The following is a 16,865-nucleotide window of genomic DNA, read 5'->3' as shown; positions in this document are numbered from 1 at the left end:
CATGGGTTCGGTGGCCGAGTTCGTCGATCTTCGGCGGGAGGTGGAGCGGCTACGGGCGGAAAACGCCCGGCTGGGACGTCTGCTGGAGTTGCGTGGTCAGGAGACGTCTGCGGGGCCGGAGCAGTTGTCCGCGCCGGTGGAGCCGCTGGGGCTGGTCACCATGGCTTCGCCGACTCGGGACAAGCTGGCGTTGTTCGCCGACCGGTTCCGGGCCCGGGTCGACGTGTACGCCGTGCGGTGGGACAACGCCCGTACCGGCGCTGCCGGCTGGATGCCCGCGGTCGCCGGCGGTTGGCGTAAGGGTATGGACCGGCGGGACGTCACCTACCTGCCCCGTACGACGGAGGTCGTCGCGGCGCATCTGGTCGGCGACGTGTTCATGGGCCTGTACCCGCTGATGCCCGGCAACACCTGCCACTTCGTCGTGGCCGACTTCGACGGGCCGACGGCGATGCTCGACGCCCTCGCCTACGTGAAGGCGGCACGCGCCAACGCGGTGCCCGCCGCGTTGGAGATCTCCCAGTCGGGCCGCGGCGCCCACGTGTGGGTCTTCTTCACCGGCGCTGTTGCCGCGGCCACCGCACGGGCCGTCGGCACCGTTCTTCTCCGTGAGGCGATGGTGCTGCGCGGGTCGATGGACCTGCGCTCGTACGACCGGCTGTTCCCCAACCAGGACGTCCTGCCCGAGGGTGGCTTCGGCAACCTCATCGCCGCACCCCTGCAGGGCCGCCACCGCAAGGACGGACTCACGACCTTTCTCGACCTCGGCACCCTCGAGCCGCACGCCGACCAGTGGGCGTTCCTGTCGACGCTGGACCGCCTCAGCCCCGGCGACGCCGAACACGTCGCCCGGCAGGCCAAGCAAGCCGTCACCGGTGCCGACGTCGCCACCATGAGCCGGTCCGCCGCGACCCAGGTCCATCCACCGCTACCTCCGGTGGTCCACGCGGAGGCCGGTGCCGGGCTGAGCATCGACGCCAGGCAGCTCACGCCCGCCGCGCTGGCGACGTTCAAGCACGCCGCCGCCATGGTCAACCCGAAATTCTATGAGTTGCAGCGACTGCGCAAGTCCACCTGGGACACCCCGCGCTTCATCCAGGGCTACGACCTGACCCTCGATGACCGTTTGGTCCTCCCGCGGGGCCTGCGGCATTCCATCGCCGCCATCGTCGAGCGCGCCGGGTCGCGGCTGGCCGTCACGGATGCACGGAACCCCGGGGCCGAGATCGACACCGCGTTTACCGCTGAACTCACCGGCAAGCAGGCCGACGCGGTCGGCGCGCTTCTCGCCCACGACGACGGGATCCTGGTCGCCCCACCGGGCTCCGGCAAGACCGTCATGGCCTGCGCCGTGATCGCCGAACGCAACACCTCCACCCTGATCCTCGTCGACCGCAAAGCTCTCGCCGACCAGTGGCGCACCCGCATCCAACAGTTCCTCGACATCAAGCCCGGTCAACTCGGCGGCGGCCGACGCAAGCTCACCGGCACGGTGGACATCGCGCTGCTGCCCTCCCTCGCCCGGCGCGACGACGTCGCCACCCTGACCCAGGAGTACGGGCACGTCATCGTCGATGAATGCCACCACCTGGGCGCCGCAGCCTACGAGCACTCGGTCAAACGGATCGCCGCGCAGTTCTGGCTCGGCCTCACCGCCACACCCACCCGACGCGACGGCCTCGGCCAACTCGTCACCTGGCAACTCGGACCCGTCCGCCACACCCTGACCGACGAGGAACAAGGCACCCTCGCAGCCGCGATGCACACCGACGCCGGACCCCGTCGAGCGCTGTTCATCCACGAGACCACTTTTCAACCCGGCGACGTCGACCTGGATGCGCCCGGCGCGCTCGCCGAGGTGCACCGAAGGCTGGCCCTCGACGAGCCCCGCAACACCCAGATCGCCGACGATGTCGCCGCGGCCCTGACCCGCGGTCGCAACTGTCTCGTGCTGACCCGACGGGTCGCCCAGGTCGAGGCACTCACCGCCCTGCTCGCCGCACGCGGACATCAGGCGCTTGTGCTCCAGGGCGCGATGAGCACCCGCGAACGGCGGGCCACCGTTGACCGGCTCGACGGCGCCAAGGCCGGCGACGGTCTGCTGGTCATCGGCACCACACCGTTCATCGGTGAAGGCTTCGACGCCCCCGCCCTCGACACCCTCTTCCTCGCCGGCCCCATCTCCTACGACGGCCTACTCGTCCAATGCGCCGGTCGTGTCATCCGCGCCGCGCCCGGCAAGGACGTCGCCGAGGTCCACGACTACCACGACCCGGCCACACCTATCCTCGCCGCCTCACTCTCGCGCCGCATGCCCGGATACCGAGCACTCGGCTTCACCAGAACATGAGTGCATCCGATCGCGATCACCATGACTGGTCCCGCCGGCTATGGGGTGTGACCAGACGAGCAACCAACCTCAGCCGGCGCAGGACGTCACCCCAGCCGCCAGCGGACTACCGGCCCTACGGCGACCGGCGGCCCTACGTGGTGGCCGAAACCCTTGCCGAACTGCACGGCCCGACCGAAGGCACGGTGACGCTTCCGCGTCACCTCGACTGGTCCGGGCACGCCGAGTACGACCTTGACCGGCCCGCACGGCTGGCCAGCATGTACAAGGTGGTCCTCACCGAAGCCAGCACCGTCGAGGACCTGAACAAATGGCTCGACGCCGACCTCCTCCGACGGCTCTGGCCCACCCTCTGGCTGCCATCCCAGCTCCGCCAGCGCTGGGAGGACACCTTCCCCGAACTCGCCATCACCCGCAACAACGTGACATAGAGGTAGACCCGCGCAAGAACGCCCCAGAGGTTCCGCAAATCGAACACCGAGTCGCCGCATCTCGAACGCATTTTTGCCGCAAATCGAATGCGAAGGCCCTCGCGGATCGAAACCGTGCTGGCTATCATGCTGTCGTGCCGACTCCGCACCTGATTCCACGCCGGGCCGCCGCGCAGGTCGATGCCGCGCTGGCCGACACCCGCGTCGTGCTGATCAGCGGAGCACGCCAGACAGGCAAGAGCACGCTGGTCCGCATCGTCGCCGGCGATCGTCTCGCCGAGCGCCGCGACCTTGACCGGGCACAGGACCGGGCGGCGGCGATCGCTGACCCGGTCGGCTTCGTGGACTCCGCCGAGCTCCTGGTCGTCGACGAGATCCAGCGCGCCCCGGAGCTCCTACTGGCCATCAAGGCAGCCGTCGACGAGGACCCGCGCCCTGGCCGGTACCTGCTCACCGGCTCGTCCCGCCTCTTCGGCATGGTGGCCGCCCCGGACGCCCTGCCCGGCCGGATGGAAACCGTCGAACTCTGGCCGCTGTCTCAAGGCGAACTCGACCAAGCGCCGGACGGATTCGTCGATGCCATCTTCGCGCTCGGCCCTGACCTGCGACACGAGTCGGACGTGACCCGCGCCGACTACGCAGCCAGAATCGTGCGCGGCGGCCTACCCGAGGCCACCACCCGCACCGACCCGCGCCGCCGCCAACGTTTCCTCGACGCCTACGTCCAAGCGCTCATCGACCGCGATGTCCGGCAACTGTCCGACATCCAGCACAAGGGCGAACTCCGCAAGCTGGTACGCCTACTCGCGGCCAGATCCGCGACCATCATCGCCGCCAACTCCCTCGAATCCGCACTCGGACTGAGCCGGCCGACGATCGCCCGCTACCTCCAAGCTCTGGAGGAGATCTTCCTGATCAAGCGGATCCCCGGCTGGTCCCGCAACCTGGGCACCCGCGCCACCGCCGCACCGAAAATGATCTTCGTCGACTCGGGTATCGCCGCCAACGAGACCGCGACCGACGCCCGGGCGCTGCTCCGGCCGGGCGCACCATTCGGCCCATTACTCGAATCATTCGCCCTGTCCGAACTCTCTCGCCAGCTCACCTGGTCCGAGCAGCCCGTCGACCTGTCCCACTACCGCGACCAGAGCAGGTACGAAGTCGACGCGGTGCTCGAGAACCGAGCGGGCCAGGTCGTGGGGATCGAGGTCAAAGCAGCCACCACCGTCGGACCCGACGACTTCCGCGGGCTACGCCGACTCGCCGACCGCCTGGGCGGCGACTTCATCGCCGGCATCGTCCTCTACACCGGCACCTCCACGCTGCCGTTCGGCGACAAACTCCGCGCCCTGCCGGTCAGCGCACTGTGGCAGACGTCCGCACCGCCACCAGCCTGACCTCGCCCCCTTCCGTAGGTCGCTCCCGTAAGTACGCCAGGGTGGGGCGCAGCCCGACGCCGGGCCAGGCGCAGCCTGTCGCAGGAGACCTACACGGCGGTCGATGGAAGAGTGAAGCTGAGCAGCACTTACGCACTTCGCTGGGCTTCCGCAGGCGATCACAGCGGCGCGCGGGTGCGACCGGCGCAAGACGCCTGGAAAGGGAGAAGCAGCAGGCCGTCGGCCTGCGGCTACACACGGAGCGTCGGGTTAGGAAACCGATGCTCTATCCCCTGGGCTACGAGGGCGCGAGGGCACAGTCTAGCGACCAGGGGTTCGCCTGGAGTGGCAGGGCGTGGCCACGTTCCCCCGATCACCGTTGTCCCAGCCTGCCGCCGTCGCTGGCCGGCACCTCGGCCCTGATGTACGGGACCCGTAGAGCATCAGCGCTCCATCGAGCCCGGGACAGGCGTAGGGCAAGGTGGCCCATGACGGCTGGTCGCCGGACACCACCGGTCTGGCTCCTGGCCAATCGAAGCTGCAGCGACTTGAATGGCGGGGTGCGGGTCAGCAAGGACGGACGGAGTTGGCGCATCGGCACCGCCGCCGACGTGAGTTGGATCGCTGGTCACACCGCTGCCGGCGTCTCGATCGCCACCGCCATCCCGCCGGTCTTCGACGCCTACGCCACCACGTACCAGGCCGACGACGTCACCGCTGCCACCTACGAGCACGCTCTGATCGAAGACCTCACCAGGCGCACCCCCGACCAGCCGTGGTGGCTGGCCTACCTCGACACCGGCGCCCACGATGTTGTCTTCCCCCAAGCCCCGAGGGTGTTCCTCTACTGGGACTGGCCGTACGTGCTGGTCGAGGCCGGTCCCGAGCAGGCCCTCACCTGGCGCACCGGTGGTCATATGCGCCACGGCCGCGGAGCGCTACCCGATCTGTTCTTCCCCGCCGACCGGTCATGGCTGGTATCCGCTCTCTGGGACGACACCTGGACCTGCGTCGGCGGCCCGACACCCGTGATCCACGCCCTCGAACGCGACCCCGTGGCCAACGCCCGCCAGGTCCAACCCGGCGAAGACGCGCTGCCACCAGGACTGGCCCGCGAATAACCACCAACGCCGTGCGGTCACCCCGCTCGATGGCCACCGCCAGATCCGCCAGGGACACCGGGACGGGTTGCTCGCTCGGGTTCTGCCGCGTCCGCCATTGTGGGGAGTTCCAGTGCAGGCACCGCTCGGCCGCGTGATGCAGCGAAAGTTGCGACGTGAGCAAGACGGCGCCTGATCTGACTGATTGACACGGACTTGCCGGTGACGGCCGTGCGGCCGGGTGCCGAGCGCAGCCGCTCTCGACCCGGTGCGGCGCCGCCTCGTCGGGCTTCGTTCACCGAGACGGCGCCGCGAAGGCCCACACCGGCCGGGGTCACGCCCGCTTCGTGAAGGTGGAACGCGCCCACAGGTAGCCGACGAGGGCGATGGCCACGCACCAGGCGACGGCGATGGCCGCGTCGGTGGTGTCGGGCGCGCTGTCGAGCAGCCCGCGCATGGTCTCGATGATCGGCGTGAACGGCTGGTACTCGGCGAACTGTCGCAGGCCCGGCCCCATCTTCTCCGCCGGGACGATCGCGCTGCTGAAAAACGGCAGCATGACCAACGGTACGGCGGCCATGCCCGCCGTCTCCGGTGACTTCGCGAACAGCCCCAGTGCGACGGTGAACCAGCCGGCCGCGATCGCGAGCAGCAGCGCGACACCGCCGACTGCGAACCAGTCGGTCAGGCTCGCCGCCGGGTCGAAGCCCAGCAGGAAGGCCACCCCGACGAGCGCCACGATGGCGATCATGTTGGTCAGCACGCTGGCGACGACGTGGCCGGTCAGCACCGCGCCACGGGACACGTCCATGGCCTTGAACCGGTTGATGATGCCCTTGGTCATGTCGGAGTTCACCGCCGTGGCGGTGGCTCCCAGCCCGTAGCAGACCGCCAGCAGGATCAGGCCCGGCGTCGCGTAGTCGATGTAGTCGACGCCGACATCGAATGCGTCACCGAACATGTAGACGAACATCAGCATGATGATGATCGGCATCAGGACGGCGTTGAACACCGACGTCGGGTTCCGGGTGAGGTGCTTGAGGTTGCGACGCAGCATGACCAGCGAGTGGGACTGGGCGCTCATTTCGGGTCGACCTCCGTGGCGTGGCTGGTCAGGGCGAGGAAGACGTCGTCGAGGTCGGGGGTGCGAACGGAGCACTCCTCGGCGCTGAGGGAGTGCTCGTCGAGCCGGTCCAGCAGGGTCCGCAGTGAATTCGTGCCGCCGTCGGCGGGCACCCGCAGGGCCATTGCGTCGTCGTCGCGGCTGGCCTCGGGGAAGATCCCCGCGGCGGCGTCGAGTTCGGCGGCGGTGGTGAACCGCAGCCGTACGTGGGTTCCGGGGATGAGGCGCTTGAGCTCTTCAGGCGTGCCCTGGGCGACCAGGCGGCCCTGGTCGAGCACCGCCAGGCGGTCGGCGAGTTGGTCGGCCTCCTCCAGGTACTGCGTGGTGAGGAAGATGGTCGCGCCGTCGGCGACCAGGTCACGCACGATCGACCACATGGTGCGGCGGCTGCGCGGGTCCAGGCCCGTCGTCGGCTCGTCGAGGAAGATGATCTGTGGGTTGCCGACCAGCGTCATGGCCAGGTCGAGCTTGCGACGCATGCCCCCGGAGTAGGTGGAGGTCGGCTTGTCCGCCGAGGCGGTCAGCTCGAACCGGTCCAGCAGGTCCGCGACGATCCGCGCGCCGCCGCCGGCGACCCTCCGATTGAGGTCCACCATCAGCTGGAGGTTCTCGCGGCCGGTCAGTAGTTCGTCGACGGCCGCGAACTGGCCGGTGACGCCGATGGCCGCGCGGACCGCCTTGGCGTCGGTGGCAAGGTCGTGGCCGGCGATCCGGACCGTGCCGCCGTCGGCCTGCACCAGGGTGGTCAGCACGTTCACCGTCGTCGTCTTGCCCGCGCCGTTGGGGCCGAGCAGACAGAACACCGTGCCGACGTGGACGTCGAAGTCGACGCCGTCGAGGACGGTCTTGTCCTTGTACGCCTTGCGCAGGCCGGAGACCGAGATCGCCGGGATCGTCACGTGGTCACCTCCGGGGTGGCCGCGGCGGCGTCGAGCGCCGCGATGATCTTGTTGGTCATCTCGGCGACGGTGGGACCGGGCGCGCCCTGACGGGTACGGACGGCGGCGTCGAGGGCGACGACGACAGTGCGGCGGAAGTTGTCGGCCTCGGCCGGAGCCTGCTCGGCGAGCAGGCGCATCGCCTCGGTCAGGGCGGGCAGCACGCGGTCGGCAAGCTCGGCCACCGACCTGCCGTCCAGGTCGACGCGCGTGGACTTCTCCGCAAGTACGTGCCCGACCAGGCCGGTTGCCGAGGCCAGGGCGATGGACCCATCGGTGGCGATCTTGTGGGGCGAGCCGCCGGCGGCTCCGGCGGCCGACAGCAGTGTGACCGCACCGTACGCGGCCGTGCGAAGCGTGAGTTTGTCCTGGGTGGAAAGGTTGACGGACACGGTGGTGAGCTCCTTGATGTTGACGTGGGCAGGTGGCGACCGCCGGGTGGCGGCCCGGGATCACCGGGCGGGTCTCGGCTCCCGACCGGGGCGGCCCACGTCCGGGGGCGGACAGGATCTTTCATGACAAACCTCTCTTCATCGGGCAGGGGTCGGCCCAGACGTGCCACTGGATCGGAGTCAGGGCCGCCGGTTACGGCAGGGTGAGTTCGTAGCGGAGACGCCGCCCGAATGGGCGGAAGCCCAGGTGTCGACGCAGGGCGACCAGATCGGTGTCCTCGTCGGCGGTGCGGGTCTCGATCTCCTCGACGTGGGGATGGATCTCGCGTAGTCGGGTGAGCAGAGCGGCGTTGACCCACAGCCCCAGCCTCCGGCCACGATGACCGACGAGCACGGCAGGGCCGTACTGGCGGGCGCGAACCTGCGGCAGTGCGCCTGTCATCGCCAGGACATAGGCGACCACGCCGCCGTCCGCCTCGGCGGCGCTCACCACCGCGGCACCGGGCCTGCTCGGATGCCGGAGCAGTTGCTCGACGCTGGTCGCGCCGCACGGGTCCCCGGTCCAGTGACGCAGTCGGTATCCGGGGTGCTCGACGTCGACCAACTCACCCAGCCAGGCATGGTGGACATCGCAGTAGGTGAGCAGGTCATGGCTCCCGGATCCGGTGCGCCGAAAGCCGTGCCGCTCACAGAACGACTGCACGCCGGAGCCCGGGCCGGTCTCCACGATCAACCGCCGGCCCACGGCGTACGCACCGACGGCGGCCAGCAGCCGCGATCCGATCCCTCGACGACGCCACTGCGGCTGCACGTACAGGTTCAGCTCGAGGGTGTCCGGCTGCGGGGCGGTCGGCGGTGGCAGTTCGTACTCGAACGGCATGACCGGACGCAGATCGGCGACCCCGGCCACCGAACCGGGCGACGTCACAGCGTGCCAGCGTGGGGTGCCGAGATGATCCGGCGCCGCCACGATGTGGATCACGCTTTCGCTCATGCGTCCACCATCGCCCGGCCGCCCCGGCCGAACAATGCACAAGATCGCATCGCCGCATTAGCCAGCGGTGATCGATCGACGACAGAACCTGTGACGGCCGGTGGTCCGAGCCACGCCCGCGCCGCCCGGTCTCGCCGCGGCCGTAGACTGCCCAATCCCAGGCCGCAATGATCGAAGGTAGGGCCGTCTGGTGGAACTGCGCGACATCGAGATCTTCCTGACGCTGACCGAAGAGCTTCACTTCGGTCGCACGGCCGAGCGTCTGCACGTGTCCCAATCGCGGGTCAGTCAGTCGATCAAACAGCAGGAACGCCGGATCGGCGGGGGCCTGTTCGAGCGGACGAGCCGCGCCGTTCGGCTCACCCCGCTCGGCGAGCGGCTGCGCGACCGTCTGCGCGCCGGCTATAGCGAGATCATCTCCGGCATCGAGGAGGCCACCGCCACCGCCCGTGGCCAGGCCGGCACGCTGACCGTCGGCACCATGGCCACCCACTACCAGTCGGTCGAGGCCGTCCTCGACCTGTTCCGGCAGCGGCACCCGCAGTGCGAGCTGCGCCTGCGCGAGATCCTGCCGACCGACCCGCTCGGGCCGCTGCGGGCCGGTACGGTCGACATCGGAATTCTCTGGCTGCCGATCCGCGAGCCCGACCTCACAGTCGGGCCGGTCCTGCACCGCGAGAAGCTGGTGCTGGCGGTGGCCGCCGGTCATCCGCTGGCCGGCCGGGGCAGCGTCGAGCTGGAGGATCTCGGCGATCATCCGGTGGTCTACCCCGAGGGACCCATTCCGGACTACGTGTGGGAGGCGCACACCCCGTCCACCACCCCGGCCGGGCGGCCCGTCCGGCGCGGACTGGGCATCGTCACCCTTGAGGAGGCCTTCCAAGCGATCGCCGGCGGCAGCGTCGTGTCCCCGATCGGATCGGACGTGAAAGCCACCCGGCAACGAGGCGACATCACCTTCCTGCCCATCACCGACGGACCGGTGCTGCGCTACGCGCCGGTGTGGCGCAAGGGCGGAGAGAATGCCCTGGTACGCGCCTTCCTCCAAGTCCTCACGAAGGCGCAGCAAACGACCTAGCCGGGCCTGGCGCCGCCCTTCCCACCGGCAGACCGCGACTGCGGCTCAACAAGCTTCCGACTGCCGCACGCCACACATTGGCCGGTGCGGGATAACCCGAATGCCGGGGCCTACGAAGCCAAGCACGCTGCGCCTAGTTTCGTGGGCTGACTGGCATGTTCGCCCGAGACGAGGTCTTTCGGGTCCATCCGGGCGGGACCGCCTCCGTGGTCGGGGCGAACTTCAACTCCTCGCCGGCCTGGCCGCGGCGGCGGCCCCGGCATGGTGGTCGTACACCGCTCCCCGTCGGGACGGTCACCGCCGCGGGTTGGTCATCTGCCGCTGTAGACGGGGAAGACGCTGTGCTCGCCGTAGTCCCGCTGAACCATGTTCCGCAGCAGGTCCATGTCCTCGTCGGAGACGACGAAGTCGAGCTGGGCGTTGCTGCGCATGTGCTCGGGGTTGGCGGTCTTGGGCAGCGATACGGTGCCCAGCTGCAGGGTGTAGCGGATGCACAGTTGCGGCACACTCACGCCGTACTTCTCCGCCACCGCGGCGACGTCCGCGTTCTTGAGCATCTCACCGTGCGCGATCGGCGAGTACGCCTCGACGAGGATGTTCTTGCTCTCGCAGTAGGCCATCAGCTCGGTGGGAGTGTTGCCGAGGTGGACGAGCAGCTGGTTCACCTGTGGCGCGACGGCGCACGACGCGAGGATGTTCTCCAGGTCCTCCCGCAGGAAGTTCGACACCCCGATGGAGCGGAGCTTGCCCGCGCGGAGCCCCTCTTCGAGGGCACGCCAGGCTTCGCGGTTTCCCTCGGCGTAGTCACCGCCGCGGAAGTCGTTCCACGGCTGCGGGGCGTGGATCAGCATCAGGTCGATGTGGTCCAGGCCCAGAGTCCGCAGCGAGCCGTCGATGGCCGCCATCGCGTCGTCGTAGTTCTTGATCTCGGCGGCGAGCTTCGTGGACACGAACAGCTCTTCGCGGGCGATGCCGCTGGTGCGGACGCCCTCGCCGACGCCGTGTTCGTTGCCGTAGGCCTGCGCGGTGTCGATGTTGCGGTAGCCGATCTCGACGGCGTCGCGAACGGCTTGGGCCGCCTTGCCGTCGTCGATGAACCAGGTGCCCAGCCCCAGCTTGGGAATGGCCACACCGTTGGACATCGTGTACGTCTCGTGGAAAGTCATGATCTCCTGTCTTCCTTCGTTGCGGTAACGGTTCTCAGCTTCGGCTGTCGGCCAGAACCTGGTCGAGCAGTTCACCGGCCCGGTCGGCCGCGGCCGGGCCGACGCGGGAGCGCAGCGCCGCGACCAGGCCCCGCAGTTCCGCCGGGCTCAGCCCGCTGTTGAGCGCGATGCCGAGGTGCGACGTCAACTGGCCCTCGACGCCGTCGAGGTTGGCCAGGGCGGCGACGGTGGCGATCTCCCGGCTCTGCCAGTCGAGGGTGTCGCGGGCGAAGATGTCGCCGAACAGGTGCGCCTTGAGGAACTGGTCGATCGCGGGAGCGAAGTCGAACAGTGGCCCCTGCACCGGCGCACCGGCGAGCCGGGTCTGGTTCTCGGTGCCCAGTGCGAGGACGTCGGTGCCGGCGGGCAACGGGGTCGGCTGGTCGCCGGCCGGGTCGTCGATGCCCTCGCCGTGGCGGTCTTGAAGCAGTGCCATGAAAGTGCCGAGGCCGTTGAGGGCGCGCGGGAAGCCCGCGTAGGCGTACATCTGCACCAGAATTTCGTTGATCTCGCTGATGGTCAGCCCGGCGTCCAGACCGTCGGCAAGCGCGTCGCGCAGCTGCGGCAGCTGGCCGGTGGCGGTGAAGGCGGCAATCGCCGCGGTCGCCTGCCGTTGCGGGCTCAGCTCGGATTCGTTCGCCATGGATCGACTTCCCCCGGGTTTGTCAGTGCTTGTTGGCCTGCTCGTAGACCTCGGCGGTGACCGGTTCGAGCCAGGTCGTGGGGTCGCCGCCCTCCGGGGCCGCCTCGAGCATTGCCAGGTGGCTCATGAACGTGTCGGCGGCGGCCCCGTGCCAGTGCTCCTCACCGGGCGGGCAGACCACCGTCTCACCGGCGTGGATCCGCACCACGGAACCGTCGCGGGTTCCGACCAGGCCGACGCCCTCGGTCACGTGCAGGGTTTGACCGACGGCGTGGGAGTGCCAGTTGGTCCGCGCACCGGGGACGAACCGCACCAGCGCGACGGTCATTCGCGACGGCCCGGTGCCGTTGTAGATCGGCGTCAGGTACACGTCGCCGGTGAACGTCTGCGCGGGCGCCTTCGCGGTCTGCCGCACGGGCTGAAGTTCCATGTCAGTTCTCCTCAGGAGGCACGAAGGCGCTTTGGGCCTGCATTCCGATCACCACCAACGATTCAGCGGAGCGGGGTCACGTCACCCATGTAAGCGGCTGCCGAAGGCCCGTGGGAGGGGTTGTCGAAACAGGTAATGACAGAGCCCCTCTGACAGCCTGGTCGAGCCCGTACCGTCGCAGAGGTGGACAACAGAGCTGACATTCGCGAGTTCCTCGCGACGCGCCGGGCCAAGATCACGCCCGAGCGGGCCGGTCTGCCGGACTTCGGCGGCAGCCGGCGGGTGCCGGGCCTGCGTCGCGCCGAGGTGGCCATGCTCGCCGGGGTCAGCCCCGACTACTACACCCGCCTCGAACGCGGGAACCTGTCCGGCGTCTCCGACAGCGTGCTGGACGCCCTGTGCCGGGCACTGCAGCTGGACGAGGCGGAGCGCTCCCACCTGTACGACCTCGCCCGCGCCGCAAACACCAACCCGCGGGCACGCCGGCGGCCCACCAAACAGATCCGCCCCGCCACCCTGCATCTACTCGAGGCAATGACAGACGCGCCCGCCTTCGTCCGCAACGGGCGCCTCGACATCGTCGCCGCCAACCACCTCGCCGAGGCGCTCTACCTGCCCGCCTTCCAGGCACCGGTCCGACCGGTGAACCTGGCCCGGTTCTGCTTCCTCGACGCACGAGCCCCGCAGCTCTACCCGAACTGGGAGGCGGCGGCCGACACCACCGTGGCACTGTTACGCACCGAAGCGGGCCGAGATCCCTACGACAAGGATCTGAGCAATCTCATCGGCGAACTCGCCACCCGTAGCGACGACTTCCGCACCCGCTGGGGAGCCCACAACGTCCGCCTGCACCACACCGGCCTCAAAACCTTCCGCCACCCGGTGGTGGGACTCCTCGACCTGAACTTCGAGGCCATGCCGATGCCCGCCGACCCAGGACTCACCCTCACCGCCTACAGCGCCGCACCCGGCACCCCGACCGCCGACGCCCTCCGTCTCCTGTCGAGCTGGGCCGCATCGAGCAACGATCCGGCCCTCCGCGGGTCCGGCGAGGCATGAGCGGGGCTCGGTTCATCGGGCCCTACCTCGCTCCCCCGCCAAGACACTGACGGCGGTCACAGCAGAGCCAGATTCCGCGCTGACGCCGGCGTGCTCGTGACCCACCGGTGCCCCGACGGACCGCAGCCGCAGCGCTTCTGATCATCGCCACGACCAAGCTGGCGCGTTCCAGCCAGTTCCTGAATTGATCTCGACGCCTGGCTCGACGCCGACCTGCTCCGGCGGCTCTGGCCCACCCTCTGGCTGCCACCCCAGCTCCGCCAACGCTTAGAGGATGCCTTCCCCGAACTCGCCGCGACCCGCAGCACCGTGGCGTAGCGGTGGACCCCCTTCCACGAACGCCTCGCCCATACCGGGTCGCGGCAACCAATCGGTACGGCTTCGCGCTGGCCGGCGGCTGTGCGGTCCAAGCCGCCGGGCTCGTCGGACGGCCCAGCCAGGAACGGTCGACCCGCTGTTGGACGCGGTTGCGCCAGGGGCCGCAACCGCGTTCACGCCGGCCGGACGGCTGATCGTGCTGTCCGTCGTACTCCTGGCGGTCCTGGTGACCGGACTCCGCGGGCTGGCCGCGTCACTGAGCGACCTGGGCCAGCGCAACGCGGCTCCCGATGGAGGTTTGCGCTGGCCGCGCCGGGAAAGGTGACGACAGAGACGCCTTTCGCGACGGCTTCCTCGACTGCTACCGCGACCAGTTCCGCCGCTCGCTGCCAGGCGATCGGTTGATCCGAGCGCCACCAGAAACCGACAGAGAGGAGTGCCCGATGCCGAGCACCACGATGCCCATGCTGGAGACATACCCGAAGTCGATCAACCTGGACCGGACGAAGCTGGCGGCCACCATCGACGCTCTCAACGACTGCGCGCACGCCTGCACCGCGTGCGCGGACGCCTGCCTCAGCGAGGACATGGGCGCCGAACTGACCAAGTGTGTCCGGACGAACCTGGACTGTGCCGACATCTGCGCGGCCACCGCACGGGTGCTGTCCCGACACACCGGCTACGACGCGAACATCAGCCGTACCCTGTTGGAGGCGTGCGTCACGGCCTGCAAGTCGTGCGGGGACGAGTGCGCCGCTCACGCCGACAAGCACGAGCACTGCCGGATCTGCGCCGATGCGTGCCGCGCCTGCGAGCGGGCCTGCCTCGACCTGCTGGCCACCATCGCCTGAGCGAGGAGCGGGTGGTGCCGGCACCACCCGCTTCGTCACCGCTGTCTGTCCGGCTTTGCGGGACCAGCCACCGCCCATCTTCAGGTGTTTCCCGCTGCACTGGCCGGGCATGCACCTTTCATGCGTCTCAACGTGCTACCGCTCCGGCGAGGTAACCACGTCGCCGGCATCACCCAGGAGAGGACTTGGTCATGCCTGACAAGCACGAACAGGCCGAGGAGATGCGCGACGACGTGCCGTCGACGATTGCGCGTTCCGACGACAAGGCGGTCCGGACCTACAAGAAGACCCTGGAGTCGGCCGAGGAGTCCTACGGCGACGGCGAGCGAGCCCACCGCGCCGCGTACGCCTCGCTGAAGCACACCCACGAGAAGGTCGGCGACCACTGGGAGCCCAAGGAGCACAAGGGCCCCTCGGACCCGCAGGCCGCGCAGGGTACGCCCGAGTCCGCGCGGGGACGGCGCGACACCGCCCAGGGAGTGGACGCCAACGCCAGCAAGGGCCACCTCGACGACGTCGCCCACCGGGTCGGTATCGACCAGCCGGAGGACCTGAACAAGGACGACGAGGTACAGGCAATCGAGAAGGCCAACGCCCGCGCCACCACCCGGGCCCGGAAGAAGTAGCACCGGCCACCGCCGGCGGTGTCGCGCCCAGATCGACGAGGACCACAATCGGCGCTGTGGCTTCCCGACCGGCCCGTGGGGCCGGTCGGGAAGCATGGTGATCGGTGGTTCAGGTGGCGAGGGCGACCTTCAGCCAGCCGGGGTCTCGGTCCTGAAACTCGCGGTACGCCTTCAGCGCCCACGCCGGGTCGGTCACCGGGGCGACCTGCCGAACTTCCTTGTCGAACTGCTGCGCCTGCTGGTCGGCTTGCTCGGCCGCCGGTCATCTCCACGATCGTCTGCACCGGATCCTCGGCGTTGAAGTTGACCACCTCGGCGTGCTCCGCTTGCAGGCCGTCAAAGCCGCCGACGGCCTCGTGACCGAGGACGATTCCCGGACGCATGCCCGGCTCGGGCGTTTCTCCGAAGCTTCCGGGGTTACCTCTTGAACGGGACGAAGAACGACAGCCGACCGTTGAGAGGGACCCGTCATGGCCCGACCCAGGATCGTCATCGTCGGCGCGGGATTCGCCGGCTTCCACGCCGCCCGCCGCCTGGCCCGCGTCTCACGCGGTAAGGCCGACGTGGTGCTGGTCAACCCGACCGACTACTTCCTCTACCTACCGCTGCTGCCGGAGGTCTCCGGTGGGGTGTTGGACCCGCGTCGGGTCACCGTGCCGCTTGCCGACACCCTGCCCGGGGTGCAGGTGGTCCTCGGCGAGGTCGACGGCATCGACGTCGACGGTCGGGCTGTTTCCTACGTGGACCCCGAGGGACGAACTCGTCGACTGTCCTATCACCGCCTGGTCCTCGCCGCCGGCAGCGTCAACAAGCTGTTGCCGATCCCCGGTGTCGCCGACCACGCCCACGGCTTCCGCGGCATCCCCGAGGCGCTGCATCTGCGGGAGCGGCTGATCCAGCAGATCGAGCTGGCCGACACCACCGACGACCCGGCCGAGCGGGAAGCGCGCTGCACCTTCGTGGTCGTCGGCGCCGGATACACCGGCACCGAGGTAGCTGCCCAGGGCCAGCTCTTCACCGACGAGATAATCCGTCACCACCCGAGGCTCGCCGGGATCCGGCCGCGCTGGCTGCTGCTGGACACCGCCGACCGGGTGCTGCCCGGCCTCGCCGAACGCATGTCGGCCGTCGCCGGGCGCGTACTGCGCCAGCGCGGGATCGAGGTGTGCCTGGGTACGTCCGTCACCGAGGCCACGGCGGACGGGGTCCATCTCTCCGACGGCCGGTTCGTGGCGTCCCGCACCCTGGTGTGGTGCGTCGGCGTGCGACCCGACCCACTCGTCGAGGCCACCGGCCTGCCCACCACCAGGGGACGGATCACCGTCGACGAGCACCTGGCCGTGCCCGGTCATCCCGAGATCCTTGCCTGTGGTGACGCCGCCGCCGTGCCGGACCCGGCCCGCCCCGGCGAGATCACCCCGATGACCGCTCAGCACGCCGTCCGGCAGGGCCGCCTCGCCGCCGACAATATCGCCGCCTCCTACGGTGTCGGCAGGCTCCGGCCATATCGGCACCGCGACCTCGGCTTCGTGGTCGACCTTGGCGGCTGGCAGGCCACCGCCAACCCCTTGCACGTGCCGCTGTCCGGTCTGCCGGCCCGAGTCGTGGCCCGTGGCTACCACCTGCTGTCGCTACCGGCGAACCGCGCCCGCACCGCCGCCGACTGGATCTTCGCGGCCGTCGGCTCTCGACCCAGCGTCCAGCTCGGTCTCGTGCCCGGCGCCGCGGTGCCGCTGGACACCGCCGCCCCGGAACTCGTCCGCCACTGATGCCGCCTGCCGACACCGTGGTGCTGCCCGAACTGGCTGCTCAGGGCTTCATCGACCTGCTCGACGAGGTCTACCGCACGGGTGAGCCCTACACCGGCCGGGACGCCCGCGTCGTGCTGGGCACCGGGCCGCACGCGCGGGAGACGTACTTCGACTTCACCTACGAGCCGCGTCGGGACGCC

At 69.6% G+C, this 16,865-nt stretch carries 15 protein-coding genes and 1 pseudogene; 9 read left to right on the top strand and 7 right to left on the bottom strand.

Going from position 1 to position 16,865, the window contains the following annotated elements; genetic code table 11:
- Position 1 precedes the first annotated feature (1 nt).
- From O7601_RS09520 to O7601_RS09505, 4 genes and pseudogenes are all read left to right on the top strand, one after another.
- The gene (locus tag O7601_RS09520; RefSeq protein ID WP_281565824.1) at positions 2-2,350 is read left to right on the top strand and encodes a DEAD/DEAH box helicase; all 2,349 of its coding nucleotides are present in this window, start codon (positions 2-4) and stop codon (positions 2,348-2,350) included.
- A gap of 53 nt (positions 2,351-2,403) precedes the next feature.
- Positions 2,404-2,781 (top strand): annotated as a pseudogene (locus tag O7601_RS09515) (hypothetical protein); the annotation flags it as partial.
- 134 nt (positions 2,782-2,915) lie between these two features.
- Complete coding sequence (locus O7601_RS09510; RefSeq protein WP_281565822.1) at positions 2,916-4,178, top strand: ATP-binding protein; 1,263 nt, start codon at positions 2,916-2,918, stop codon at positions 4,176-4,178.
- A 539-nt stretch (positions 4,179-4,717) separates the two neighbouring features.
- Positions 4,718-5,278 (top strand): hypothetical protein, encoded by a 561-nt coding sequence (locus O7601_RS09505; protein WP_281565821.1) that lies wholly within the window; start codon positions 4,718-4,720, stop codon positions 5,276-5,278.
- Positions 5,279-5,591: 313 nt separating this feature from the next.
- Here O7601_RS09505 and O7601_RS09500 read toward each other — a convergent pair whose 3' ends face one another.
- The 4 genes from O7601_RS09500 to O7601_RS09485 all read right to left on the bottom strand — a co-directional run bounded on the left by O7601_RS09500 (position 5,592) and on the right by O7601_RS09485 (position 8,704).
- Positions 5,592-6,341: an ABC transporter permease gene (locus tag O7601_RS09500; protein ID WP_281565820.1), complete on the bottom strand. Its 750-nt coding sequence runs from the start codon at positions 6,339-6,341 to the stop codon at positions 5,592-5,594.
- Positions 6,338-7,279: an ATP-binding cassette domain-containing protein gene (locus O7601_RS09495; RefSeq protein WP_281565819.1), complete on the bottom strand. Its 942-nt coding sequence runs from the start codon at positions 7,277-7,279 to the stop codon at positions 6,338-6,340. Before O7601_RS09495 ends, O7601_RS09500 begins: the two co-directional genes overlap by 4 nt.
- Positions 7,276-7,710 carry a hypothetical protein gene (locus O7601_RS09490; RefSeq protein WP_281565818.1) on the bottom strand — a complete coding sequence of 145 codons (435 nt, stop codon included), beginning with the start codon at positions 7,708-7,710 and terminating at the stop codon, positions 7,276-7,278. Before O7601_RS09490 ends, O7601_RS09495 begins: the two co-directional genes overlap by 4 nt.
- Before the next feature lie 193 nt (positions 7,711-7,903).
- The gene (locus O7601_RS09485; RefSeq protein ID WP_281565817.1) at positions 7,904-8,704 is read right to left on the bottom strand and encodes a GNAT family N-acetyltransferase; all 801 of its coding nucleotides are present in this window, start codon (positions 8,702-8,704) and stop codon (positions 7,904-7,906) included.
- A gap of 190 nt (positions 8,705-8,894) precedes the next feature.
- Between O7601_RS09485 and O7601_RS09480 the strand changes: the two genes are divergently transcribed.
- Positions 8,895-9,782 carry a LysR family transcriptional regulator gene (locus tag O7601_RS09480; RefSeq protein ID WP_281565816.1) on the top strand — a complete coding sequence of 296 codons (888 nt, stop codon included), beginning with the start codon at positions 8,895-8,897 and terminating at the stop codon, positions 9,780-9,782.
- Between the two features lie 311 nt (positions 9,783-10,093).
- On the opposite strand, the gene O7601_RS09475 is transcribed toward O7601_RS09480, so the two are convergent.
- From O7601_RS09475 to O7601_RS09465, 3 genes are read right to left on the bottom strand one after another with little or no spacing between them, the layout of a single operon-like run.
- The gene (locus tag O7601_RS09475) at positions 10,094-10,948 is read right to left on the bottom strand and encodes an aldo/keto reductase (RefSeq protein WP_281565815.1); all 855 of its coding nucleotides are present in this window, start codon (positions 10,946-10,948) and stop codon (positions 10,094-10,096) included.
- Positions 10,949-10,982: 34 nt separating this feature from the next.
- Positions 10,983-11,630, bottom strand: coding sequence for a carboxymuconolactone decarboxylase family protein (locus O7601_RS09470; RefSeq protein ID WP_281565814.1), 648 nt, complete (start codon positions 11,628-11,630; stop codon positions 10,983-10,985).
- Between the two features lie 22 nt (positions 11,631-11,652).
- Complete coding sequence (locus tag O7601_RS09465) at positions 11,653-12,060, bottom strand: cupin domain-containing protein (protein ID WP_281565813.1); 408 nt, start codon at positions 12,058-12,060, stop codon at positions 11,653-11,655.
- Positions 12,061-12,243: 183 nt separating this feature from the next.
- On the opposite strand from O7601_RS09465, the gene O7601_RS09460 reads away from it, so the two are divergent.
- From O7601_RS09460 to O7601_RS09445, 4 genes are all read left to right on the top strand, one after another.
- The gene (locus O7601_RS09460; RefSeq protein ID WP_281565812.1) at positions 12,244-13,119 is read left to right on the top strand and encodes a helix-turn-helix transcriptional regulator; all 876 of its coding nucleotides are present in this window, start codon (positions 12,244-12,246) and stop codon (positions 13,117-13,119) included.
- Positions 13,120-13,880: 761 nt separating this feature from the next.
- Positions 13,881-14,288 (top strand): four-helix bundle copper-binding protein, encoded by a 408-nt coding sequence (locus O7601_RS09455; RefSeq protein ID WP_281565811.1) that lies wholly within the window; start codon positions 13,881-13,883, stop codon positions 14,286-14,288.
- Positions 14,289-14,479: 191 nt separating this feature from the next.
- On the top strand, positions 14,480-14,914 hold the full coding sequence (locus O7601_RS09450; protein WP_281565810.1) for a ChaB family protein: 435 nt from the start codon (positions 14,480-14,482) through the stop codon (positions 14,912-14,914).
- A 470-nt stretch (positions 14,915-15,384) separates the two neighbouring features.
- Positions 15,385-16,683 (top strand): NAD(P)/FAD-dependent oxidoreductase, encoded by a 1,299-nt coding sequence (locus O7601_RS09445; protein WP_281565809.1) that lies wholly within the window; start codon positions 15,385-15,387, stop codon positions 16,681-16,683.
- Positions 16,684-16,865: the final 182 nt, after the last annotated feature.

Source organism: Verrucosispora sp. WMMD573 (assembly GCF_027497175.1).
In the GTDB taxonomy this organism is placed as follows: domain Bacteria; phylum Actinomycetota; class Actinomycetes; order Mycobacteriales; family Micromonosporaceae; genus Micromonospora.
This window is presented reverse-complemented; position numbering and strand designations above follow the sequence as displayed.